Raw genomic sequence first — 24,271 nt, 5'->3', positions numbered from 1 at the left:
AAGGAGGAACGATTGATGATGACAGAAACAATCGAGCAGCGACTGACAGGACTGGGCGTATCTGAGGGTATCCGGATAGGCAGGGCTTTTGTCTATAAGCCGTTGAAGCTTGATGACATTAAGGAGAGCAAGACCGACCAGCCGGATCAAGAGCTGGCTCGCTTGGAGCAGGCTAAGGCGCAGTGCGCTCTGGAGCTCAGCGTGCTCATTGAACGCGCCAAGCTGACGCTTGGCGAAGAGAAAGCCGCGATATTGAAAGGGCAAATTAGCTTCTTGAACGATCCGGCCTTTTACCCGCCGATGCAGAAGCTCATCCAAAATGAGCAATGGTCAGCCGAAACCGCGGTGCGCCGCACGGTAAATCAGGTTGCCGGGCTGTTTGAAGCTATGGCTAGCGAATACATGCGTGAGAGGGCGGCAGACATCCGGGATGTCGGAGGCAGGCTGATGACGCTGCTTGTGGGACATCAAGGCGCACGGCTGTCCGATATTACGAGTGAAGTCATCATTGTGGCAGACGACCTGACACCTTCCGATACGGTCCAACTGGATAAACAATTCGTGCTGGGTTTCGTAACGCGAATCGGAGGCAAGACATCTCATACCGCGATTCTTGCTAACTCGCTTGGTATTGCAGCCGTGCTCGGATTAGGCTCAGCGATTGAGCAGATTCAGCATGGCGAGGAGCTTATCATCAATGGCTCGACCGGCGATTGCGTGCTGTATCCGAAGGAGTCCACGAAGGAAGACTTTGCGGCTGCGCTTGCTGCGGAGCAGAAAGAGCAGGAAAGTTTGAAGGCCTATCGCGAGCTTGCTGCCGTAACGAAAGACGGCTTCAGCTTCGAGATTGCCGCAAATATCGGAACACCTCAGGAAGCAGCGGGTCTGCTTGAAAAAGGCTCAGAGGCAATCGGCCTGTACCGGACGGAGTTTTTGTTCATGAGCGCCTCCCAGATGCCATCGGAGGACATACAGTTTGAAGCCTACCGTCAAGCTGCGGAAGCCATGCAGGGACGCCCTGTCGTTATCCGGACGCTGGATATCGGAGGCGATAAGGAGCTGCCGTATCTCCAGCTGCCGGAAGAGCTGAACCCTTTTCTCGGCTATCGCGCCATCCGGCTTTGCCTTGATCAGAAGCAGCTGTTTATTACCCAGCTGCGCGCCATTATTCGGGCTGGAGCGTATGGAAACGTCAAGATTATGTTCCCGATGATTTCGGGAATGGATGAGTGGCGCCAAGCCAAGGCTTTGTATGAAGAGGCGCGCCAGCAGTTAATTTCCGAGGGAGTGAACGTAGGAGAAGTCATCGAAATTGGCATTATGATCGAAATTCCTTCCGCTGCGCTTATGGCCGACCGCTTAGCCAAAGAGGTTGACTTCTTCAGTATCGGCACGAACGATTTGGTGCAGTATACGGTTGCGGTGGACCGGATGAACGAGAAGGTCTCTTATTTGTACGATTATTTCCATCCAGCGGTCCTCCAGCTTATTAAGAGCGTCATCGATGCATCGAATAAGCATGGCAAATGGACCGGCATGTGCGGCAGCATGGCAGGTGATCCGCTCGCTGCTCCGCTGCTTGTCGGACTTGGCCTGCATGAGTGGAGCATGTCGCCTTCGGCTATTCAACGGGTCAAGCAGACGGTTAGGAAGCTTGAGCGCAGCGCTTGCGAGCAGTTGACTGAACGTCTTCTTGACTTGGATACGCCGGCCGAGATCCGGTCGGAGCTTGAAGCTTTTCTGAAGCTGCAGCAGTAAGAACTATACGGGAGAAGACGCGGTAGCCCATGCCGCTCTTCTCCTGTTTTATTTTTATTTCCTATTATATTTTTATCGAGTTAAGATTACCGGGCTGCACGTGCTATAATTGAAAGGTGCGGTCAATAAAGATCATTGACTATGATAAAGGAGTCGGAAATATGCAGGTAGTATTTGAAGACTGGGATCAAAAAATAAAGAAGACGTTTAATGCCACCAGCAAGCAGGTTGTTTTAACGGTTACAGAGGCCGGAGAGTTGTTAGGCCTTACTAAGGACCAGATGAAGGTTTATGTGCTTAAGCATAACCTGACGAAGGTTCCGATTAACCGCAGCGTTCACAGATATCTATTACTGAAAAGCGAAATAGATGAGATCGTAGCAAAAGCCTAACATTTGCGATAAAACCACAGCCTCCATGAGGTTGTGGTTTTTTTGTTAGGCAAAGCATTCCGATGAGAGCCTTTTTTACATAATTACAATTGAATCTGTGAAAAATGGAAAAGTAAATAAATGAGCGAGAAACGGGGCTGTTTTAAATGACGACTATGGGCGTTTTGGCAGTTGCTATTTTGGCTTCGCTGCTTCTTGCTCTGCTGGATATGAGTGTGTACCGTGAATCCTTTGGATCCGCTTTGGATAGGCAGACGCCAGCCTATATTGGATGGCAAACTTATTTCATGGTTGTAGCTGCCTTTATAGTCGCGCTGTTTCGGGATTTACGCATCCGGAAACGAGTACGAAGCAGAAGAAAGCCGAAGGCATCGAGCAGCGAACAGTACGGCAAGAGGATTAAGTGATGACGAAAAATTTAACCACCTTTCAAATTTATACGCTTATGCTTGTTTTATTATTAGGCACGTCAATTATCTTCGGGACGCCGAAGCTGGTTCCGGATGTATGGCTGGTTCAAATCACCTCCGTTATTCCAGCGCTGCTGTTGTTTCTGCTTTATACAGCTTTGGTTTCCTCGCAATCCCCGAGCTGGCAACTGTTTCTCTTTCTTTGACCGGATGCTGGGATAATATCGAGCTGAATAAAACATCGCTTGCGCTGGAGCCGGGGGACAGCGGCAAGCTGCGGCTGACCGTTGAGACGATGATCGCTGGACGGTCAGAGGAGGCGATGGAAACAGTGCCGTCCATTGTGCAATCGATGGAAGGGCATACATGCCTCATCGAAGATTGCTTCCCAAGTAAAAAATTATAAAGAAGCATGGGGAGGCATTCCCGAAAGCAGCTTGTTTGATGTATCGCAGGCTCTTCTTGCCGAAGGAAGGGAACTGACGCTCGGATCCATTACGCTGAAGGGACCGCTCAAGGATGCCAATAAGCTGGACAGCATCAAGTCGCTCACACCGAAGGCATCCATCGTAATAGCCGGGTCGGGCGTCTTCTCGGAGGACAAGCTGCTCGGGTTCATCTCTGTCGAGGACAGCCGAATGGTGCTTATGGCGAGGAATCAGGTCAGTGGAACGACGCTCTCTATTCCCTTTGATGATCATGAGCATGTAGCGGCAATCCGCCTAAATCATGTTCGATCCGATATTCAGGCTTTCATGGATAAGGGGAAAGTAAATATCGTGGTGAACATTGAGGGAGACGGCTTGATTGTAGGTTTGTATGATTCGATTAATATTACTAAGGTTGAGGGCTACGGTCAGCTGGAGAGGCTGGGAGCGGATTATTTGGAGCAGCAAATGAGCGGGTCTATTGGGCGCATACAGAAAAGATTTGGCGTGGATATTTTCGGCTTCGGAGAGCAGATGTACCGGAAGCACTACGCGCAATACATTCCGCTAGCGGGGAATTGGAATGAAGTATTCGCGAACACCCCTGTAAAGGTAAAAGCCAAAATTAAGCTTCGCCGCTCTGAATTGAAGACGAATCAAATTGTTAACGAGGGAGTAGGGTATTAGGCCTCCCTTTTTTTCTCGCCATATAAAAAGCGGCAGATGGCCATTCGATGACATTCGACCGCTTTTTTTGCTATAAAGGGAGCGCATTCCAATTCAGTCTGACCGATCGATATTTTTAAGGTATACTATATAGACAAATAGTTTTGAAGGAATAGATAAACGGAGGTTTCTTGTTATGTTAGCGGTTGAAAGAGCGGCGTATCTCATCATTGATGACGGTCCTGCCGATGATTTTATGGAAAAAGTAACTTATTTGAACGCAAAAGGGATTCGGGCGATTTGGTTTTGTTTAGGCGAAGCGCTGGAAAGGTTCTCGGAAGTGGCTGTCCGCGCCATAAAGGACGGTCATATGATCGGTAATCGCAGCTACGATGATGCAGATCTCTCAGCACTCAGCTTGAAGGAAGTGAGAGAGCAGCTTGAGCGGACCGACCGGATCGTGGACGGGCTGTATACGAGAGCGGGCGTTTCAAGACCGTCAAAGCTGTTTCGCTTTCCGTATGTTCACGATGAGACGAACGAAGGACATTTTGCAGGCATTCAGCGAGTGTTGGAGGAGCTTGGGTATGAGCAGCCGAAGTTTGAAAATATCCGCAGCAATGAGCGAAGCCAAGCTGCCCTGAATAAGGGGCTCCATGTGGAGTGTACGCGGGATACGTTTGATTTGGGTGCGGATGCAGCTCTAGGCGAAGAGGGCGGCTTACAAGCCTCTAGTGGAAGCGAGATCATTATGATCCATGACTGGGTCCCGGCGGCGCCGTTTAAGGCTATAATGGATAAGCTCATTATGAAGGGAATGGCCTTTCAGCTGCCGAAGGAAACGAGCGGGAATATCGTATCCATCTAACTTCTACATAGAAACGGAGAAGCCGGGCGCGGTAAGCAGCTATCGAATGATGGCTGCGTACTGCGCCCGGCTTTTATTTTGCAAGCATGCGGCCTCATCTCAATAAACGAACCTGCGCTGCGCCCAATAGCTGAACAGGAACAACGAAGCTTCTGTACATAGCTTGGCGATAAGCAAGGGGACGCCTAAGCGCTCATTAAAGACAAACATAAGCCCGTAGTTTAATGAAAATATGACGATGACAAGCGCAAAATATTTTGGCATGGAGGTTTGGATGGCTGAGCGCTTGCCCTTTGTGAATACAAACCTTTTATTCATTGTATAGTTAAAGCTGGAGCTTGTCAGTCTTGCCCCCATTACGGCGAGCAGCAGGCTGGAGCTAAAGAAATGAATCAGCGCAAGCAATAGAAAATCAATAGCCGCAGATAAGACGGAGGTCATGCTGAATTTGAACAACGGCGCATATATTCTGGCGGAATCGACAATCGGCCTGAAATGGGATGATTCATTATGGTCGAGATAAACGGTATCGATCGTAACCTCATGGAAGGAGAAGCCTGCAGCAGGCGCTTCAAGCAGCAGGTTCATCTCATATTCGAAGCGTTCCCCGGGAATGCTGCATAGCCAGCCCAGCATGTCGGCAGAATAGCCGCGCAGACCGGTCTGTGTATCGTAAATGCGTTTGCCGGTCGTCAAGGAATAGACGAGCCTTGTGGCGGCGTTTCCGAAGCGGCTGCGGAATGGCACCTTGCCTGTAAAGCGCCTGCTCCCGAGAATAATATGCTGGTTGTGCTCCTGAATGCTGCTTGCGATTTTCATAATATCCTGTGGAAGATGCTGTCCGTCGCTGTCGGCACAGACGATGCCGTCTGTTGTCCCTATTTGCATAAAATAGTGAAAGCCGGACTTCAAGGCATGGCCTTTGCCTTTATTGATGCTGTGTGTGATGACCGTGCAGCCCAGTTCTCTTACCGAGCGGAACAGCCCGCTGTAAGCCTCTCCGCTTCCGTCATCGACAACAACGATCGGAAATGAGCCGGTCGCTCTCAGCTGCTTGATGAGTAACAGCAGCCTTTCGTCGGGTTCATAAGAGGGAATCAATATATTCATGGCGGTCAGCCTCCTTTAATGGGTAGGAATGCGATTTGCTATTCTGAGATGTAAATGATGTCGCTGACGCCGCGCTCTTGCTGCTTGCCCTGTGGATTGTTCACGACCCTGCCCATGAAATACATCGTAGACGAGCCGCCGCCGTCGAGGTTGTAGGCTTCGGTTGCGCCCAGTTCCGTAAATACATTCGCAAATTCAGACAAGGTCATTCCTTTGCTGTAATTGTTTTTGCGTCCGTCAACTACGACGAATACATAATGATTAGGTGCGATCATACCAATGCCCGTCCGCGGATTCGAGCCTTGAATGGAGCGGTTTCCGAAATTGGTATCGATGACGACCTTGTCGAAATCGCCGGCGATTTCGCCGTCCTTCACGAGAACGGGACCGAACGAATACGTATTAGTTACGCCCTCGGCAAGCAGTTCAGAGGATGAGAGCTGCTCCTCGTTATAGGACTGCAGCGTGCCGTCCGCGAGTAGAGCCAAAGCGTCGCGTGCAGGCTCGTCCCGGTACAGCGTGCCGTTACGTATAATGACGCCGTCATCCCGGAAGCCGTAATAGTCGCCGTTGATCGCAAAAATCGCTTGGTTATCCGCTGCGATCGTCGATGTGTTTTCAGTGATATTGCGTCCGAACGCATTTTTGGCGAAGGCGGATTGCAGCAGGCTGGCCTTCTCCAGCTGTACATCCGCGACGAAATAAGTAATTTTGTCGCTTCCCGAGCCGGTTTCAACTTTTTCAATGTGAATGCTGGTGTCAGCGCTGCTGTAATTCCAATCATCCTGCTGCACTTGCACTTGCTCCGCTGTGGTTGTGGATTCCTCGTCAGCAGTTGGCGTTTTCTGAGCCGCTACGTTAACTTCCACATGCTCGATGAGATAACGGTCTGCAAGCAAGTAAAGCACGATGCCAATGGCAACAATGATTACGGTGATAAAAAGCCCTATTTTTTTCCTTCTAGTCAGATTGCTAATGCCGATCAACTCCTGATAAGTGATAAGGTGCCAGCTTCGAAAGCCTATGTGATGTCCTCATTCGAATACCGTTATTGTCGTATTGCAACGTTAAGACGATATGAAGCCGGACTGAACGTTTACTGAAAGTCAGTTAAGGCTGGGGAAACGGGAAATAAATGGCCAAGGCAAGTAATAGAATAAGAACGGGGAAGCTGGACTTAAGTGGAGAACGAAACAAAGTAAGCGCTTTACACGTTTAAATAAATAAGAACGTTTTAAAGGAGAGGGGTTATCTCAGATGCGCTGGATTCCCGCTGCAAGAAGCAGTCAATGGTGGCTATTTGCTGGAGTGTCCTCCTTGCTGATCAGCATTTTGTTGTGGATTATTCGCTTTCTGATCTTAGGCCAGCCATTTACAGGCATTCATGCTTTCCGCTTTATGATTCTTGCTGTCGTATTATCTTTTTTGTTCAGCTTTACCGGCTGGCTTGGGGCGAGGAGGCTGTGGCTGCTTTCTAATCTGGGTACAGTAATCGGTCTTATATTGATGGCCATTTATTCCCGGGATCTGACGGGCTGGGAGGATCTGATCAGCTTCATCGTTTTTTTAGAAGCGGTGGCGGCAGGCTTTATCCTCGGCTTGATCGTCGAAGGGGTTTTTCTCTTATTAAGGCAGAGCAGAAAATAATGATCGCTTTACGGTTTACCTCCGCGGAAAGCACGATAGCTGTGCTTTCTTTTTTTATAGCAAAAGTTAACGTTGACGTTAACTGTAACTATGGGTATGCTTAAAACAGAAGATGACGGAGGTGCGGCGCATTGGAATTACTGAAAATCGAAGAAGTGGCGAAGCGAACGGGATTAACGAAACGAGCCATTCGGTATTACGAGGATATAGGCCTGATCTCCGCTCCGGAGAGAACGCAAGGCGGTATTCGGATGTATTCGGAAGAGGATATAGAAAAAATTAATAAAATATTGCTCGTGAAAGAGGTGCTTGGCTTCTCGCTTGCGGAGATTCAGCAGTACCTTGCGTTTCAAACGCTTATCGAGCAGCAAAAGAGCGAATACCGCACGACAGAGGATCGCGAAGCACGCAGATTGAAGCTGACCGAAATATTGGAGGTGCTGCAAAAAGAAAAAACGATGATCGGTACGAAGATCATGCGGTTGGAGCAATTTAAAGAGGAATTAATCGAAAAGGAAAAACGCGTATTGAAAGCTATTGATCAACTACAAGAATAGGAGTATGAATGTGGAAACCTCACAGAAAGCAGCAGCGTCATTTTGGACGATTATGATAGCCGTATTTTTCGGTAATTTCATGGCTTCACTGAGTACAACCACGATAAATGTGGCATTGCCCATCTTTATGGATGATTTTCAGGCCAGCTTAAATACGGTCCAGTGGATGTTATCGGGCTTTATGATGGCTACGGGCATTATCGCCCCTGTTATCGGCTTTATGGGCGACAAGTGGAGCTACAAAAGACTCTATGTTACCGCGTTAGCGGGCTTTACTTTAGCTTCGCTGCTGTGTACCTTCGCATGGAGCATCGAATCGCTCATCGTTTTCCGGATTTTGCAGGGTCTCTTCAGCGGCATTATTATGCCCACAACGATGACAATCATTTATCAAACGATTGCGAAGCAGAAGCAGGCTGTTGCCGTCAGCTTCTGGAGTGTATCGGCGATGCTCGCCCCTGCGCTCGGCCCGACGATTGGCGGATGGCTCGCAGAAATATTCGGCTGGAAGTCCTTGTTTTTCATGAATATTCCAATCGGCATTATCGCCGTTATCGTGGCCGCCAAGTTCATCCCGAATTATCGCTTAAGCAGTGGTATTTCACTCGATTGGATCGGATTCGGCGCGGTGCTTGCCGGTACCAGCGCGCTATTAGTGGCGTTTAGCGAGGCCCATAACTTCGGCTGGGCAAGCTGGCAGACGCTGGGATTGATCGCAGGCGGCATACTCGTACTCACGTATTTCGTTCTGAGAACGCTGCGGGTCAGCAATCCCTTGCTCAATTTGCGCGTGTTGAAAATTCCGCGGTTTACGAACGGGCTTATTTTAAACTGTTGCATTACGATATCGCTGTACGCCGGCACTTTGCTGGTTCCGATCTTCATGCAAAATATTAAAGGAGAATCAAGCTTTGCAACCGGGATGGTGATGCTGCCAGGCACGCTGGCGATGGTATTGATATCGCTTGCGGCAGGCAGGCTGTACGGTAAGGTTGGGCCTTCGAGGTTGATCCTAATCGGTCTGCTTCTGATGGGAATATCGACATGGGAGCTCGGTCATGCGAATGTGGCTACAGGCGCACTATTCATTACGGTATGGGTTGCGATTCGTTATATTGGCATAGGCTTCAGCAATATGCCGGTGACGAATGCCGCGATGTCCGCCGTGCCTAGCGTCAACTCGGGCCATGCCTCTGCGGTCATGAACTGGATCAGGCAGGGGACATCGGCTTTGTCGATCAGCTTGTTCAGTTCAATATTATCCGCGCAGACGTTAGCTCACCTGGAGGCGGGGAAATTGTCCAAAACCGTTGCCCTCTCGCTTAGCGTTCAGGATGTGTTCCGTTTGGGGACGATCATTATTATCGCCTCTCTGCCGCTTATACTACTGCTGCGGAAACCGAAGCCGGCTGTCATGCAATAAGAAAGAGCGCCGATTGCGGCGCTCTTTCTTATTGCATCGTAATTAAAACATTTGTGCGCCCTCCAAGGCGACTTTGATTCTACCGTTACTCTCCAGCACCTTCACCTTAACTTTGCGGCCGGGCTGATACTGCGGAATATTAACCATATAAATAACGGTCTTAATGATTGCGCGGTAAGGCTCGGCATGCTCTCTGGGAATCGTTAAACCGATAAAAACTTCGGGATGCCCGTTGATTTCTGTATTGGTTTGCCGAATGGAGCTTACGGTTGCGTCGAAGGGGATGCCATTCTTTAAAATATGTTTGATTTCCCGATTATCCTGGAACGATTGCCTGATGACCATGATGGCGAGCAGGCAAAGCGGCAAAGAAACGAGGATGACGACAACTAGTGAGATGCTTTCACCGGTACTCACGAATCACCAACTTTCATGGATCATGATAGACGCCGCTTTCTAATATTTCTGGGCGTATTTAATACTATGAGAAGCATAGCATAACAGATACCATATGGAAATATTTCCAAGGTCTTATAATGGAATAGGTACTTTGGGAACTGTAATAGCAGCAAACGGTCTGTTTTGTTCCAAATAAAAAGGCTGTTCCGTAAGGTCATGTGACCTGGAACAGCTTTCTTGCTGATTTGCGAGCTTTTCAGCATGCCGTAAGGGCGGCTAAAGGAAGGTCGTCTTTTTTATAAAGCTTTGGGCGAGATGGTCGGCATTCAGATCCCTGTCGTTTTTCTTGTAGTTTTCAAGCACATCGATTACATAATCGTCATTGTTGGAACGAAAAATAAACTGCTCTTTGTTCTCGATATGTACATCATGGCCGCATTGCTTCAGGCACTCCTCGTAATCCTGAACCGTTGGCTGCGAATTTTCTTCCAAGTAGATGAGTCCGGTTAACAGCTTCGTTTCCGCGCCATGAACAACCTTGAAATAGACAGTATGTTCCTTTTTCATACAGGTTCATTCCTCCTTAGCTTCATAACGAATGCTTTGTTATTATATATTATGCTCTACAAGCAGCGCGGAAACATGCATATTGTGAAAGCTTCTTGAAAGTCTTGCGATTGCTGCATGCAGTAAAGGAAGGAACACTATGTGATCGAGGAGGGGATCAATGATGAGTATTCGACTCCAAACGGAGCTTTGTAAAATATTTCAGATACGCTATCCGCTGTTTCTAGCCGGGCTGGCAGGGGGGCCGTCCACGGTTAAGCTGGTGGCCGCTGTGTCGAATGCCGGCGGTCTTGGCACGCTGGGCGCCGCCTACATGGAGCCTGATGCGATTCGCGATGCGATTGAGGAAATTCGTAAGCTAACGGACAAACCGTTTGCCGTGAATCTATTTGCTGTTCAAATGTCCGATTGCAATGCGGGAATAGAGGGAGCCCAGCTTGAGCTGAACCGGGCCCGCGACGCGCTTAACATCCCTCACGCCGCTATGGAGCCTATTGAAACGCCGGATCGTTTTGCGGAGCAGATCGCGGTATTATTGGAGCAAAAGGTGCCTGTCATTAGTACGGCATTCGGCGTGCTGCCGGAACCGTTTATGCGTGAAGCCAAAGCGGCCGGCATAAAAGTGGTAACGATGGCCACTACCGTTCATGAGGCGCTCCTTGCCGAGCAGTCGGGCTGCGATGCGGTTGTTGCGCAAGGCAGCGAGGCAGGCGGACACCGGGGAACGTTTGATGTATCTATCCATCCGATGGGCGCGAATATCGGCACCTTTGCGCTGGTTCCGCAGGTGGTCGATCAAGTGAGAATTCCGGTTATAGCAGCAGGAGGCATAATGGACGGACGCGGCCTTGTTGCCGCCCTTGCTCTTGGCGCGCAGGGCGTACAGATGGGAACGCGGTTTCTGACAGCGGTTGAATCCGGCGCGCATGCCGCTTACAAGCAGGCATTGCTGGGAAGCACGGAAGAGAGCACTGTTATTACTAAAGTCTTCTCCGGTCGTCCAGCCCGAGGCGTCCGCAACGAATTTATTAGGCAATGGGACGCGAGCGGCTTAGAGCCGCTGCCTTTCCCTACGCAAAATACGGCGACAAGAGATATTAGAAGTGCAGCCGCCCAGCAAAGCAATGCGGACTATATGTCCCTTTGGGCGGGCCAGGCGACAAGGCTGCTCACCAATGGGCAAAGCGCAGAAGCTATCGTTGCGGAGACGATGGAGCAGGCTCGTACTTTGCTGCTGTAAACATAAAAGCTGCGCCGTCCTCAGACGCCGCAGCTTTATGACCCAATTAACTCCGGGCAGGAGACGGTTTTTGCGGATATGCCCGGATACTGTCATTATTGCAAACCGATTAAGTAGATTTAAGCGAACTAATCCGAGCTGTTCCGAAAAACAGGGCCATTTAAGTTGATTTTGTCGACTTAAATGGCCCTGTTTGTAATTGTTTTTCAGAAAAGCCCGATTAAGTCGATGATATCGAGCTAATCGGCGGTCAATCATTTTAAAAACGAAATTAGATGCTCAAAATCGAACTAACCGACTTATCGAGCTAATCGTGCCAATCGAGCCAATCGATCTAATTGAACTAATCGATCCAATCGAGCTTCTAAGCGCAATGGCGGATGCCGGTAGATCAATCCGAGCTAATGCCGCAACAATGATGCAAGCCGCTTACGCTTTTTTCGCGAGTATAAGCTTCTAAACCTGCGTAACCTTAATGAGGTTAGTGGCGCCTGCCTGGCCGATCGGAACGCCGGCAGAGAGGACAATGGTGTCGCCTGCTTCAATCAGTCCGGTCAGCTTGGCATTGCGCGTTGCGGATTCGAACATTTCATCGGTTGTCGTCACGCTATCGCCTTTAACCGGGATAACGCCGGAGAGCAAGCAAATTTTTGGCAGCACATTGTCATGCTGTGTAATCGCGATGATCGGTGCCTTCGGACGGTACTTGGATACCATGCGCGCAGTAAAGCCGCTTTCTGTCGAAGTCAGAATCGCTCTGGCGCTCAGCTCAAGCGAGGAGCTGACGACGCCTTGGCTGATAACCTCGGTAATGTTCGTGCTTTGCTGTGATCTCTTTTTATCGAACTGCTCATTGTAATCGATCATGGATTCCGCTTTTTTCGCGATGGAAGCCATTGTCCGTACGGATTGAACCGGATATTTGCCGGCAGCCGTCTCACCGGAGAGCATCACAACGTCTGCGCCTTGGATAACGGCATTAGCAACGTCGCTAACCTCTGCTCTCGTCGGACGCGGGTTCACCTGCATCGATTCCAGCATGTGCGTAGCAACGATAACCGGCTTGCCAACCAGGTTGCATTTGTTGATCATTTCACGCTGCATCATCGGTACGTCTTCAATCGGCACCTCTACGCCAAGATCTCCGCGCGCCACCATGATGCCGTCGGAAGCTTCGATGATCGCGTCGAGATTGCTCATGCCCTCTTCATTTTCGATTTTGGAAATGATTTGCACATGTCCCGCATTCGCTTCCTCAAGAATGTGGCGGATTTCCAAAATATCCTCAGCTTTTCTGACGAATGAAGCAGCAATGATCTCGACATTATGCTGCATGCCAAAATGGATATGCACCACGTCGCGCTCCGTTACGCCAGGAAGCGTCGTTTTAATACCTGGCAGGTTGACGCCCTTGCGCGGCTTCAATGTTCCGCCGCTAACGATTTTGCAGCGAATGTCATTTCCGTCTACGGCCAGCACCGTAAGATCAACGAGCCCGTCGTCAATCAGAATCCGGTCATTCGGCTTAACGACAAGCGGCAGCTCGGCATAATTCACCGGCAGACGAGCCGCATCGCCCAGCACATCCTCAGTCGTTAGAATCAGCTCTTCGCCGATAACCAGCTCGCAAGAAGCTTCCTTCAGCTTGCCGATCCGTACCTCAGGACCTTTAATGTCCATCATAATCGGCACGAATGTGTTAAGCTCCCGCGCGGCTTGCCGTATATTATTCATTCGCATGACATGATCTTCTAATTCGCCGTGAGCCATATTCAGTCTGCCAACAGTCATTCCTGCTTGGATCATTTCTTTAATCGTTGAAACGGAGTCGCAAGCGGGACCCATTGTACAAATAATTTTTGTTTTAAGCATGTTGCAGGCCTCCTCGTTTTTTTCATTGTAACGCGAAAGCTCGAAAGAGAATGAGAACTATAGTATAATGAATGTACTATAGTACAGTTTTGAGGGGCGTTCATAATGATTGCAATTTCGGATGTACATCAGGACAACGGAGCGGATTGGTATGAGGAGGGAGAGAGGCGCAAGCTAACCTTTCACCTCTCGCTTGTGACCTACGGGAAATGTGTCTATTGGGTAAACGAGGAGAAGATTATTTTGGAGAAAGGCGATCTGCTCCTTATACCAAGCCATATTCCGTACTATGGAAAAAGCATTCCAACAGTCGTGCACACGAAGTATGCAGCCAATTTTCGTAAAAGCGCTTCGGAGCGCGGACTGCCCCTCCTTCAGCTGCAGGAGCCGCTTAAGCAAAGACTCGGCTGCTTTGAGGTTATTCAGGAGCGGTTCAAGGGGATGTTGACTCAATATAAGGAGAGACCCGCCTATTTCGAGCTGATGGCGGAGGCGCTGCTGACGGAGGTCTTAATTTATTTGAATCAGGAGATGGACCGCGGCATGATCTCCTCCGAGAAGCATCGGCGAGTGGACAGCATGAGGCAGTATATATCGACCCATTACCGCGAGAAGGTGACCAAAGAGGAGCTGGGGGATGTCATCAGCACGACGCCGAATTACGCTGCGACCTTGTTCAAAGCCGTTACCAACCAGACGATCAGCGAATACGTGCACAATCAGCGGATGAAGACGGCCGTCTATATGCTGACCGAATCGCAGCTTATGATCAGCGAAATCGCTGACTATTTGGGTTATAACGACGTATCCTACTTCTACCGCATCTTCAAGCGCAGCACGGGAAGATCGCCTTCGGACTTTTTGCATGAGCGGTCTTCAACGGTTTAAAGCGGGACTTTGCTATATTGACTATTCGGAATATTCGGATTACAATTTATCCAGAAATAGGCATTGACCAAAGACATGATTACCTGTACGGGCTGTCCAGAGAGAGAGGCCATGGCTGAGAGCTTCTCCAGCAACCGATTGCGTAATTACCCCTTTGCAGCCGTGTTATTGAACCCGCAGTCTACTTATGCGGCTGTAAATAACACCGTTTCATCCCCGTTACCGGATGCTCAATAAGGATCTTGCTCCAGCTAATGGTCTGGCGGTTAGCCAGTTGCATAAGCAGCAGATCGAATGAGGGTGGAACCACGAGCTGAACGCACTCGTCCCTTTGTGGAGAGATGTGTTTTTTTGCGTTCTACTAATTCGATCGGAGGCTGCATGATGAGTATTGCGATTACATTACCGGATGGAACAGTTAAGGAGTATCAGAAAGGAACGACTGCGGGGCAAATCGCCGAATCCATCAGTGCGGGACTCGGAAAAAACGCAGTGGCGGGTAAAGTGGACGGCAAGCTTGTCGACTTGAGCTGCGCTATTCAAGCAAGCTGTCACGTAGAGATTGTAACGCTCGAAGGAGCGGAAGGGCTTCAGCTTTACCGCCACAGCACAGCTCATGTCATGGCGCAGTCCATTAAACGCGTTTATGGGGATAAGGCTGTGAAGCTGGGGATCGGCCCCGTCATTGAAGACGGCTTCTATTATGATATCGACATCGAGAAGCCGTTGTCGAGCGATGATCTTGCCGCAATTGAAGCAGAAATGAACAAGATCATTCAAGAAAACCTGCCCATTAAGCGCCGTGAAGTGAGCCGCGAGGAAGCGGGGGAGCTTTTCTCACAGCTGGAAGAGCCGCTTAAGCTGGAATTGATCCGCGATTTGCCGGAGGACGCCGTTATTACGCTGTATGAGCAAGGCGAGTTTACCGATCTTTGCCGGGGCCCGCATTTGCCGTCGACTGGGCGGATAAAAGCGTTCAAGCTGCAGCACGTCGCCGGTGCCTACTGGCGCGGAAATTCGGACAACAAAATGCTGCAGCGGATATACGGAACGTCCTTCCCTAAGAAGGCGCAGCTGGAGGAGCATCTGCATCTGCTCGAGGAAGCGAAGAAACGTGATCACCGCAAGCTGGGCAAGGAGCTGGAGCTGTTCATGTTCTCTGAGGAGGCGCCGGGCATGCCGTTCTACCTGCCTAACGGAATGACGATTCGTATGGAGCTGGAGAGCTTTGTCCGCGAGCTGCAGCGGCAGCGGGATTATGAGGAAGTACGGACGCCGTTCATGATGAACAACCGGCTGTGGGAGCAATCGGGGCATTGGGACCACTATAAAGAAAACATGTATTTTACTGAAGTTGACGATACGACTTATGCGCTAAAGCCGATGAACTGTCCGGGGCATATGCTTATTTTCAAAAATAGCCTGCACTCCTACCGGGAGCTGCCGATTCGGATTTCGGAATTCGGCCAGGTTCACCGGCACGAGTATTCGGGGGCGCTGAGCGGCATGATGCGCGTGCGTACATTTTGTCAGGATGACGCCCATTTATTTGTTCGGCCTGATCAGATTGAAGAGGAGATTAGCCGTACGATTGCTTTGATCGATCATATTTACGGCGTATTCGGCTTCGAATACAAGATCGAGCTGTCGACGAGGCCCGAGGATTCCATGGGCTCCGAGGAGCTGTGGAATCAAGCGGAGCAATCGCTGCGCAGCGTGCTGGACAGCCGCAGCATTCCATATCGCGTGAATGAAGGCGACGGCGCATTTTACGGCCCGAAAATCGACTTCCACATTCTTGATGCGCTCAAGCGCAGCTGGCAATGCGGCACGATCCAGCTTGATTTCCAAATGCCGGAGAAGTTCGATTTGGCCTACATTGGCGAGGATAACAAGAAGTATCGGCCCGTCGTTATTCACCGCGCCGTGTACGGCTCGATCGACCGGTTCATCGGTATTTTGACCGAGCATTTCTCGGGCGCTTTTCCGCTGTGGATGGCTCCCGTTCAGGTTAAGCTTCTGCCTGTCTCGGAGAAGTATATCGATTATGCCTTGCAAGTTAAGCAAGCGCTGGCCGAAGCGGGCATTCGCACGCAGGTGGATTCGCGAAATGAAAAGCTTGGCTATAAGATTCGCGAAGCGGGGCTTGCGAAGGTTCCCTACACGTTCGTGCTGGGCGAGAACGAGACAAATACAGGTACAGTCGCGCTGAGGAAAAGGGGCAAGGGTGACCTCGGATCGCTGGCTATCGGCGAAATAACACAGCGTATCAAGGATGAGATTCAGGCTAAGTTATAATTGCGGCAGAAAGACGAGAGAAGTGAGCTATGTCCATTGATGTAATGGCATAGCTCGCTTTTTTTTATTTTGTGAAAGGGAGGTTAGCCTTCTCGGACGGGCACAGCTTTGCTTTCTGGGATGAGCTATATTGCAATTCCGCTTCATAGAAGCCGGTTTTGAGCAGACATGCGAGTCTATCTTGCACTGTTGCTCTGTAGAGACTCTAAATCGGAACCTATCGGATCGAGAAGGCCGGCTATATTGCGAGTGTGCAGAATAGCTCATTTCGTTAGCCTGAAAAAACAAAAGATCGTGCATACGTGCAATATAGCTCACCGGCAGTAGGCAGCAAGCAACGGCAACCGGCAACCGGCAATGCCGGGGAGCGAGAATAATAGACAATCTGCGAAACACAAAGAGAAGCAGCATCATATGATGAAGGGAATAGACCAATTAACGGATGAGCGCTGCAGGAAATAGGATATCTTAGGAGGGACTGCGGATGGCTATGTATCGAAATGTCCACGAGCTAATTGGCAACACGCCTCTTGCCCGGCTTAGGGGTTATACGCTGCCAAAAGGCGTGCGGCTGTATGCGAAGCTTGAGTACAAAAATCCGGGGGGAAGCGTTAAGGACCGGCTTGGCATCGAGCTGCTGAATCATGCATTCGCAAGCGGGCAATTGCAGCCCGGAGGTACCATTATAGAGGCTACGGCCGGCAATACGGGGATAGGGCTTGCTTTGGCGGCAATCGGACGCGGCGTATCGACGATCTTTGTCGTGCCAGACAAGTTCAGTACCGAGAAGCAGCAGCTAATGAAAGCACTTGGCGCGCAAATCGTGAATACAAAGGCCGAGCTGGGCATAACGGGCGCGGTGCAGAAGGCGGAGGAGCTTGTTAAGGAAATACCGGGGGCCTATTCGCCTAGGCAATTCTCCAATGCGGTGAACCCGGTAACTTATTATAAAACGCTCGGCCCGGAGCTATGGCGTGATTTGAAAGGCGGGATCGACGTTTTTGTCGCCGGAGCCGGCTCGGGCGGCACCTTCATGGGAACGGCCCAATATTTGAAGGAACGCAATCCAAAGGTGAAGACGGTTATAGTCGAGCCGGAAGGCTCGATACTTGGCGGCGGAGCGCCTGGTCCGCACCTGACGGAAGGAATCGGCGTCGAGAAGCTGGCCCCGTTCATGGACAGCTCGTATTTCGATGCGATTCATACGATTAAGGATGAGCATGCTTTTGCCAGGGTGAAGGAGCTGGCGCAGCTTGAGGGCATGCTTGTCGGCAGCTCATCGGGCGCCGCGCTGCATGCTGCATTGCTCGAGGCGGAGGCCGCACCTCCAGGCAGCCGTATCGTTACTATTTTCCCGGATGGCAGCGACAGGTACTTGAGCAAACAGATTTACAACGGGGGTGCTTAAGATGAGGCGGAAAACAAAGCTTATTCATGGAGGAAATCCCTTTGATCCGCATACGGGGGCGGTCAGCGTTCCGATTTATCAGGTAAGCACCTATAAGCAGGACGATATCGGCGTTCATAAAGGCTATGAATATTCGCGCACCGGCAATCCGACGCGTCACGCACTGGAGCAGTATATTGCCGAGTTGGAGGAAGGTGCAAGAGGATTTGCTTTCAGCTCGGGAATGGCGGCTATCCACGCCGTCTTTTCGCTGCTGAGCACGGGGGATCATATTATTTTGACCGATGATGTGTACGGGGGAACGTACCGGATCGTCACGAAGGTATTGAACCGGCTCGGCATGGAAGCGACCTTCGTAGATACGACGAATCTGGAAGAAATCGATAAAGCGGTTCAGCCAAATACGAGGGCGCTGTTCGTAGAAACACCGACGAATCCGCTGCTTAAAGTTACGGATATTGCGGCAGTGGCCGGCTGGGCCAAGGCCAGGAACCTGCTGTTTATCGTCGATAATACGTTTAGCACGCCCTACTGGCAGACGCCGATTGCGCTTGGAGCCGATATTGTGCTGCATTCGGCAACGAAGTATCTTGGCGGCCATAGCGATGTAGTCGCCGGTCTGGCCGTGGTGAACAGCGATAAGCTGGGCGAGGAGCTTCATTTTGTGCAAAATGCAGTGGGCGCCGTGCTTGGACCTCATGATTCATGGCTGCTTATGCGCGGCTTAAAGACGCTTGGCCTCCGCATGGAAGCCCATGAGGAAAATGCCCAGGCAATCGTCTCCTATTTATATTTATCGGGAGTCCCGGGTATTAAGAGCATCCATTATCCCGGTTTGCCCTCCCATCCGCAGCATGAGCTGGCTAAACGGCAGGCACGCGGCTTCGGCGGCATTATTTCATTTGACGTAGGCAGTGCGGAGAGAGCTTCCGAAGTGCTCAAAAAGCTGAAATATTTTACGCTGGCCGAAAGCTTAGGAGCCGTGGAGAGCCTCATATCGGTACCCGCGAAAATGACGCATGCCTCGATCCCGCGCGAGAGGCGGGAGCAGCTTGGCATTACCGACGGCTTAATCCGCATTTCGGTCGGCATCGAGGATAGCGAGGATCTGGTAGAAGATCTGAAGCAGAGCTTAAAATCATGAAAGAATGGGCATTTATGGCTGAATAAGCTGGAGCGTGATCAAGCTCAAATCTCAATTTTGGAGAAACACGTCAATTACAAGCGAAATTTAATAAAATTGGGAAGGATTGTGAACGGTCAAGCTAGAATATTGGTACGTACAACAATATTGATGCTAGCCTCCTGGAAAGGTTAATTGGTACAAGATGATGAATAACGATAGAATCAAAGAAGCACATAACAAATGCCGGCTGCAGGGCCTTGATCCTGATGAGCTGCCTATTCATACAGAATGGTTTTCCGGTACGGAACTGGAAGCGCAGCGAAGCCATTATAAAGAAGCGATCGAGGTTATCGGTTTTTTTGTCGATAAATTTCTTTCCTCTGTATCCGGTGATCCTTTCTTCGTCGCGATTTCTGATAACGAGGGTTATATTCTGGAATTCAAAGGCGACGCTTCTATTATTAGCACAGTGCGTCAGCTGGGGATTACAGAGGGAGTGCGATTCTCGGAAGAGCTTGGTCCCAATGCGGTCGATTTCAGCTTACGGTACAATCAGCCTATTCAGCTCAAAGGCGAGGATCACTACCATAAGGTGCTGCATGGGCTTGCTTGCTACACCGCTCCATTCCACAAGGAGGATAACGGCGAGCTGCTGGGTACCATTTCGCTAATGACCAGCATCCAATTCGCCCATCCTCATTTGCTTGCTCTCTTATGTACAATCGTCGATTCCATTGAGCGGGAGCTTCTGTTACGCAGACATAATACCCAGCTGCAAATACTGAATCAGGTTCTTCTGGAAACCAATTATTATGGTGTCATTATTACAGATGCGCTGGGCAGTATTGTGGAAATAAATGAAAATAGCGCAGTAATACTCGGTAATGCCCAGTACGGTAAGTTCAGCTTCTTAGGCAAGAGCGTGTTTGAATTGAGTATGATTGGAGACTATTTTGAACGCGTTATTGTGCATAGGGAGCCGTGTGTAGGCGTAGAGGTAGCGATTAATGTAAGAAATTCGCAAAATTATTATATACTCGATGTGGTGCCTGTGTACGATAATGAGCATCGGCTCACCCGGGTGGTAGGCAGCCTGCGGGACATCACCGAAATGAAGATGACGGAGGAGCTGCTGCGGAATACCGAGAAATTAGGATTTGCAGGCCAGATCGCAGTCAGCATCGCGCACGAAATTCGCAATCCGATGACTACGGTCAAGGGTATGCTTCAATTGTGCAGCAAAACGACCAATCCTCTCCACTACAACGTCATGATGTCTGAGCTGGAGCGTATGAATGCGATTGTAGGCGAGTTTTTAATATTAGGAAGGCCGCAGGCGGTTGAATATAAAGAAGAGCAATGCGTGATCATTTTGCAAGAGGCCATCTCCGTGTTTGAAATGCAATTCGAAATGAACGGCATCCGGATTCATAGTGAATTTGGAGATATGAAGTTGATTCGATGCGACCGTGATCAAGTGAAGCAGGTATTCCTGAACATTTTGAAAAATGCGTTGGAGGCTCTGCCCTTCGGCGGCGAGGTGAACATTCGGCTGGATGTCGTTGATGGCTACCAGCGGATTCGGTTTACCGATAACGGCGTCGGAATGACGGATGAAGTACTGCAGCGCATCGGGCAGCCCTTTCATACGACAAGACCAGACGGAAACGGCCTCGGCATGATGATCGTGGATAAAATCGTTTCTTCGCATGAAGGCCGTCTGGCCATATCGAGCGAATTAGGCGTCGGGACGACGGTAGAAGTATTGTTCCCCGGCATATAAAGAATTAGAGACGACGGCCCTATGCGGTACTAAGCCGATGAGGGCAGCTGTTAAGCGTCTTAAATGAAAGCGCGCCATCGACTTCCGAGACGCGCTTTCTGCTGATTTCAAATCATTCAATTCACGGCTAGCTGCGCGTCGACCTTTGCGATCATGCTCATCGTTTGCTGCTCGTACGCGTATATTTTTTGCTTATGGTCGTTAATCTGCTTCATATAGGCGAGCATCCTCGTAAAGGAGCTTAAAGCCGCTGTCGAATCCCCCTTTTTAACCACTTGGTTTAAAATAGCGGCTTCGGTCGTAAACTGTTGTTTTGTACGGCTGATGGAGCTTTTTGATGCTTTGATTTTCACCTTAACCGGGTCGATCTCACTCAGAAGACCCCGCAGCTTCTTTATGGTCTTAGCGGCGTTTGCTTTTGCAGTCTTAAGCGCCGCTTCCTTGCTGCGAATATCCAGCTTGGCAAGCTGGACGGCCGCCTTTGCCGTTTCAACCTGCGGCTTAAGCAATCCGATCAGTGTCTTGTCCTTGAATGACTTCGCGATGCTCAGCTGCTGGTTCAACGAATCATAGAGGATGAATAAGGGCTCATATTTCTGTTTAGCCTGTGTTACGGCTGCCTCAAGCCTCCGCAGCTTCTCTGCGTCTACTTCTTTTATTCGCTTGCGCGTTGTGAGGATAGCTTCCTCATTCCGGTAGTGAAGATTGTCTATTCTCGTATCCCAGTCGGCCGACTGCTTCTGTATGGTTTGCAGTTCAGCGTATTGCGACGACAGCTTGGCAGCTGTCGCTTTATCCGCAGCTCCTTTCATTTTGTCAAAAGCGGTTTTGGCCGTAACGCTGAACTCGAACGAAGCGGCGGCAATGGCAGCGGGACTAACAAGCGCGAGTAAGAGGACGAGCCCGATTGCGGTTAATCTTGAAAGTGAACGCATGATTTATGAAGCCTCCTTTGGCATGGGCAAACAACGCAAAAAAAGCACCTGCAAGATAGGCGTCATACGCCATCTCTTACGGGTGCTTCCATCGTAAGCCGTGCTTATTTAACTGATTTCTACCAATATACAGGATGCTCCGGGCCGCAGTCAAGCCGTCCGGCGAGCTACAAGGCTAACGATCTGGCATACTCTTCCGGCGTTTTGCCGATAATGGATTTGAAGTCCTTAATGAAATGCGATTGATCATAGTAGCCGAGATCGGCAGACAGCTTAAGCAGGTCATTATGGCTGCCGGAATCCATGGCCTCAGCCGCATTTTGCAGCCGATACAGCTTGATGACCCACTTAGGGCTAATTCCGACGTACTGGCTAAATAAGCGCTGGATCTTCCTTTTGTTTATATCGAATAAGCCGCAGAGCTGCTCCACCTTGGTCAGATCAGGATCTTCGAGAATACGCGCGATCATTTGATTAATGACATTAATCGCTTCATCCTGTTCGGGAAGGCGCTGCAACAATAACGATTCCGTCAGCGCGATCATGCCGGCCGGCTTAGTTTCGGACTTAAGCTGCTGCTCGTAGCCTACTGCATCTATACCGAAAACAGACTCAACAGATAGGGCTTGATCCGTAAGCGTGGAGAGCGGTGATTTAATAAAGGGATAGAACCCTCCGGGCTGAAATTTTACGCCGAACACTTGTCCTTTGCCTTCAATTTTCTTCGTATACATACGGCTGGCGACGCCATAAATGCCGCTTCTATGGTCTTCCATAACCATATTGACACATGGATTCGGAACGACGTCCTGCAAATAAGGGGCTTGGCCTTCCAAATCCCAGCTCACGATCCAATAGTGCTTCACGAAATGCTGGAGCGGTCCGGAGGGAGCATGGCGCGTAAGCTGAAATTTTTTTTCGCCCTCGCTTAGCTGTAAAATGCCCATGCTGCGCTTTTGGTCCGTTGCTTTCATATATGAATCTCTCCTATCGGTCGATTTGTCGCGTTTTTACAATACCAGCCATTCGAATAGCATTATACTGCAGATAGAAACAAATGGAAGTTTGCTTGAAAATAGAAGATAGAAGGAGTGTATCACATGGAGTTTAAATATGAGTTTTATATCGGTGCAGCGCCCGAGCAGGTGTGGGATGCGTTTGTATCGCCGGAAGGAACGCGTCAAACGTTTTTTGGCTGCGTCATTCATTCTGCTTTCGAAGCAGGAGCGTCCTTCCAATACGTCGGCCCTGGTACGGATGGCGATGAGACCGTACATGTTTACGGTACTATTTTAGCATATGAGCCGAATAAAATGTTTAGCGTCTTGGAACATCCGGGCCCTTCGTATAGTCCGAATCATGCGGAGCTGGAATCCACCATTACCTTTACGCTAGAGGCAGTCGGGGCAACAACCAAGCTTGCTCTGATCAATAATAAGTTTACTGAAAACCATCCGTCGCTGGAAACGGTCGACAGCCAGTGGTGGATGATTCTAAGCAATCTGAAGACTTACGTCGAGACGGGCAAAGGTTTGGACTTTGGCTGGTAAGCATTAGGGGGAAATAGATAGCATCGGCAGCCGCTGATGCTATTTTTTGTTTTATTCTGCGAGTAGTGATTTCTTTTCTGATCATGATTCTTTATACTGTATAAAAAGGACAGGCGTCGTTTGTCTGCAACTACGGATAGGGGAGAAGACAGAATGAGCTATAAAATCGTTTTTTTTGATATCGACGGAACGTTAATCAATGAGCAGAAGGAAATACCGGCGGATACGATTAAAGCCATTGCGGAGCTGAAGGAACGCGGCATTGAGCCGGTCATCGCAACGGGCAGAGCGCCTTACTTTATTAAGAAGCTCGCTGAGCAGCTGGGTATCGAATCATTCGTATGCTTAAATGGCGGCTATGTCGTGTACAAGGGAACTCCGCTTTATAAACGCGAGATTGAGAAGAGCCGTCTGGAGGCGCTCGTCAAGGCAGCCGCAGAGAATAATCACGGTCTCGTATTTGAAGGAGAGCACAGCTTCTTCGCCGATAAAGAGGATCATCCTTTTATAATAGAATCGGTTAATTCGTTAAAGGTCGATTTGCCTGGCTACAATCCGGAGTTTTGGAAGACAGATGAGATCTATCAAGTCTTTCTTCACTGCGAGAGCCACGAGGAGCACTTGTATGAGGGTCTGCATTCCGAATTAAAGCTCATTCGCTGGCATCCGCAGGCTATTGATGTCCTGCCAGCCGGCGGCTCGAAGGCGCAGGGGATTGAAGCGCTGCTGGAAAAGCTGGGCCTTACAGCTGCCGATGCCGTTGCCTTCGGCGATGGACTGAACGACAAAGAGATGCTGGAGACAGTCGGCTTCGGAGTTGCCATGGGCAACTCGCATCCTGAGCTGCTGCCATTCGCTAATTATGTGACAACGCATGTCGACGAGCAGGGCATCCGGAACGGTTTGGTAGAAGCAGGGTTATTGCAAACCGTATAAGTAGGAGAAA

General features: G+C 49.8%; 24 protein-coding genes. 17 read left to right on the top strand and 7 right to left on the bottom strand.

Annotated features, from left to right (window positions below):
* The first annotated feature begins 15 nt into the window (after positions 1 to 15).
* The 6 genes from ptsP (at position 16) to AC0YNZ_RS19385 (ending at position 4,522) form a co-directional block, all read left to right on the top strand.
* Positions 16 to 1,758 (top strand): phosphoenolpyruvate--protein phosphotransferase, encoded by a 1,743-nt coding sequence (gene ptsP / locus AC0YNZ_RS19410; RefSeq protein ID WP_475828170.1) that lies wholly within the window; start codon positions 16 to 18, stop codon positions 1,756 to 1,758.
* 161 nt (positions 1,759 to 1,919) lie between these two features.
* Entirely contained in the window at positions 1,920 to 2,150 is a 231-nt protein-coding gene (locus tag AC0YNZ_RS19405; RefSeq protein ID WP_475828169.1) for a DNA-binding protein, read from the top strand.
* A gap of 146 nt (positions 2,151 to 2,296) precedes the next feature.
* Positions 2,297 to 2,557 (top strand): hypothetical protein, encoded by a 261-nt coding sequence (locus AC0YNZ_RS19400; RefSeq protein ID WP_475828168.1) that lies wholly within the window; start codon positions 2,297 to 2,299, stop codon positions 2,555 to 2,557.
* Positions 2,558 to 2,657: 100 nt separating this feature from the next.
* Positions 2,658 to 2,966 carry a hypothetical protein gene (locus AC0YNZ_RS19395; RefSeq protein ID WP_475828167.1) on the top strand — a complete coding sequence of 103 codons (309 nt, stop codon included), beginning with the start codon at positions 2,658 to 2,660 and terminating at the stop codon, positions 2,964 to 2,966.
* Positions 2,902 to 3,675 carry a Ger(x)C family spore germination C-terminal domain-containing protein gene (locus tag AC0YNZ_RS19390; protein WP_475828166.1) on the top strand — a complete coding sequence of 258 codons (774 nt, stop codon included), beginning with the start codon at positions 2,902 to 2,904 and terminating at the stop codon, positions 3,673 to 3,675. The genes AC0YNZ_RS19395 and AC0YNZ_RS19390 overlap by 65 nt, the downstream gene beginning before the upstream one ends.
* Positions 3,676 to 3,850: 175 nt before the next feature.
* Complete coding sequence (locus AC0YNZ_RS19385; protein ID WP_475828165.1) at positions 3,851 to 4,522, top strand: polysaccharide deacetylase family protein; 672 nt, start codon at positions 3,851 to 3,853, stop codon at positions 4,520 to 4,522.
* A gap of 99 nt (positions 4,523 to 4,621) precedes the next feature.
* On the opposite strand, the gene AC0YNZ_RS19380 is transcribed toward AC0YNZ_RS19385, so the two are convergent.
* Positions 4,622 to 5,632: a GtrA family protein gene (locus AC0YNZ_RS19380; protein WP_475828164.1), complete on the bottom strand. Its 1,011-nt coding sequence runs from the start codon at positions 5,630 to 5,632 to the stop codon at positions 4,622 to 4,624.
* A gap of 38 nt (positions 5,633 to 5,670) precedes the next feature.
* Entirely contained in the window at positions 5,671 to 6,618 is a 948-nt protein-coding gene (locus AC0YNZ_RS19375; RefSeq protein ID WP_475828163.1) for a phosphodiester glycosidase family protein, read from the bottom strand.
* Between the two features lie 271 nt (positions 6,619 to 6,889).
* Between AC0YNZ_RS19375 and AC0YNZ_RS19370 the strand changes: the two genes are divergently transcribed.
* The 3 genes from AC0YNZ_RS19370 (at position 6,890) to AC0YNZ_RS19360 (ending at position 9,259) form a co-directional block, all read left to right on the top strand.
* A complete protein-coding gene (locus tag AC0YNZ_RS19370) occupies positions 6,890 to 7,279 on the top strand; it encodes a hypothetical protein (RefSeq protein ID WP_475828162.1) in 390 nt (129 codons plus the stop codon).
* Between the two features lie 131 nt (positions 7,280 to 7,410).
* Positions 7,411 to 7,836, top strand: coding sequence for a MerR family transcriptional regulator (locus AC0YNZ_RS19365; RefSeq protein WP_475828161.1), 426 nt, complete (start codon positions 7,411 to 7,413; stop codon positions 7,834 to 7,836).
* A gap of 4 nt (positions 7,837 to 7,840) precedes the next feature.
* Positions 7,841 to 9,259: a DHA2 family efflux MFS transporter permease subunit gene (locus tag AC0YNZ_RS19360; protein ID WP_475828160.1), complete on the top strand. Its 1,419-nt coding sequence runs from the start codon at positions 7,841 to 7,843 to the stop codon at positions 9,257 to 9,259.
* 42 nt (positions 9,260 to 9,301) lie between these two features.
* Here the strand turns inward: AC0YNZ_RS19360 and AC0YNZ_RS19355 are convergent, their stop codons facing one another.
* Both AC0YNZ_RS19355 and AC0YNZ_RS19350 read right to left on the bottom strand, forming a co-directional pair.
* Positions 9,302 to 9,676, bottom strand: coding sequence for a hypothetical protein (locus tag AC0YNZ_RS19355; RefSeq protein ID WP_475828159.1), 375 nt, complete (start codon positions 9,674 to 9,676; stop codon positions 9,302 to 9,304).
* Positions 9,677 to 9,934: 258 nt separating this feature from the next.
* Complete coding sequence (locus AC0YNZ_RS19350; RefSeq protein WP_475828158.1) at positions 9,935 to 10,225, bottom strand: hypothetical protein; 291 nt, start codon at positions 10,223 to 10,225, stop codon at positions 9,935 to 9,937.
* Positions 10,226 to 10,388: 163 nt separating this feature from the next.
* Here AC0YNZ_RS19350 and AC0YNZ_RS19345 point away from each other — a divergent pair, with 163 nt between their 5' ends.
* Complete coding sequence (locus AC0YNZ_RS19345) at positions 10,389 to 11,465, top strand: NAD(P)H-dependent flavin oxidoreductase (protein ID WP_475828255.1); 1,077 nt, start codon at positions 10,389 to 10,391, stop codon at positions 11,463 to 11,465.
* 456 nt (positions 11,466 to 11,921) lie between these two features.
* Here AC0YNZ_RS19345 and pyk read toward each other — a convergent pair whose 3' ends face one another.
* Entirely contained in the window at positions 11,922 to 13,337 is a 1,416-nt protein-coding gene (gene pyk, locus AC0YNZ_RS19340) for a pyruvate kinase (RefSeq protein WP_475828157.1), read from the bottom strand.
* A 105-nt stretch (positions 13,338 to 13,442) separates the two neighbouring features.
* Here pyk and AC0YNZ_RS19335 point away from each other — a divergent pair, with 105 nt between their 5' ends.
* The 5 genes from AC0YNZ_RS19335 (at position 13,443) to AC0YNZ_RS19315 (ending at position 20,840) form a co-directional block, all read left to right on the top strand.
* Positions 13,443 to 14,225, top strand: coding sequence for an AraC family transcriptional regulator (locus AC0YNZ_RS19335; RefSeq protein WP_475828156.1), 783 nt, complete (start codon positions 13,443 to 13,445; stop codon positions 14,223 to 14,225).
* A 384-nt stretch (positions 14,226 to 14,609) separates the two neighbouring features.
* Positions 14,610 to 16,523, top strand: coding sequence for a threonine--tRNA ligase (thrS, locus tag AC0YNZ_RS19330; protein WP_475828254.1), 1,914 nt, complete (start codon positions 14,610 to 14,612; stop codon positions 16,521 to 16,523).
* Between the two features lie 484 nt (positions 16,524 to 17,007).
* Positions 17,008 to 17,931: a PLP-dependent cysteine synthase family protein gene (locus AC0YNZ_RS19325; protein ID WP_475828155.1), complete on the top strand. Its 924-nt coding sequence runs from the start codon at positions 17,008 to 17,010 to the stop codon at positions 17,929 to 17,931.
* 1 nt (position 17,932) lies between these two features.
* Positions 17,933 to 19,075, top strand: coding sequence for a bifunctional cystathionine gamma-lyase/homocysteine desulfhydrase (locus AC0YNZ_RS19320; RefSeq protein WP_475828154.1), 1,143 nt, complete (start codon positions 17,933 to 17,935; stop codon positions 19,073 to 19,075).
* A gap of 184 nt (positions 19,076 to 19,259) precedes the next feature.
* Complete coding sequence (locus AC0YNZ_RS19315; RefSeq protein WP_475828153.1) at positions 19,260 to 20,840, top strand: ATP-binding protein; 1,581 nt, start codon at positions 19,260 to 19,262, stop codon at positions 20,838 to 20,840.
* A gap of 116 nt (positions 20,841 to 20,956) precedes the next feature.
* On the opposite strand, the gene AC0YNZ_RS19310 is transcribed toward AC0YNZ_RS19315, so the two are convergent.
* Positions 20,957 to 21,775: a hypothetical protein gene (locus AC0YNZ_RS19310; RefSeq protein ID WP_475828152.1), complete on the bottom strand. Its 819-nt coding sequence runs from the start codon at positions 21,773 to 21,775 to the stop codon at positions 20,957 to 20,959.
* Between the two features lie 167 nt (positions 21,776 to 21,942).
* Entirely contained in the window at positions 21,943 to 22,749 is an 807-nt protein-coding gene (locus tag AC0YNZ_RS19305; protein WP_475828151.1) for a DUF6597 domain-containing transcriptional factor, read from the bottom strand.
* A 126-nt stretch (positions 22,750 to 22,875) separates the two neighbouring features.
* Between AC0YNZ_RS19305 and AC0YNZ_RS19300 the strand changes: the two genes are divergently transcribed.
* Positions 22,876 to 23,325, top strand: coding sequence for an SRPBCC family protein (locus AC0YNZ_RS19300; protein WP_475828150.1), 450 nt, complete (start codon positions 22,876 to 22,878; stop codon positions 23,323 to 23,325).
* A 153-nt stretch (positions 23,326 to 23,478) separates the two neighbouring features.
* Positions 23,479 to 24,261 (top strand): Cof-type HAD-IIB family hydrolase, encoded by a 783-nt coding sequence (locus tag AC0YNZ_RS19295; protein WP_475828149.1) that lies wholly within the window; start codon positions 23,479 to 23,481, stop codon positions 24,259 to 24,261.
* The last annotated feature ends 10 nt before the right edge of the window (positions 24,262 to 24,271 follow it).

This window comes from Paenibacillus sp. J2L1-98 (genome assembly GCF_056269405.1).
Note: the sequence above shows the minus strand (reverse complement) of the source record. Positions and strands in the feature narration are given on the sequence as shown.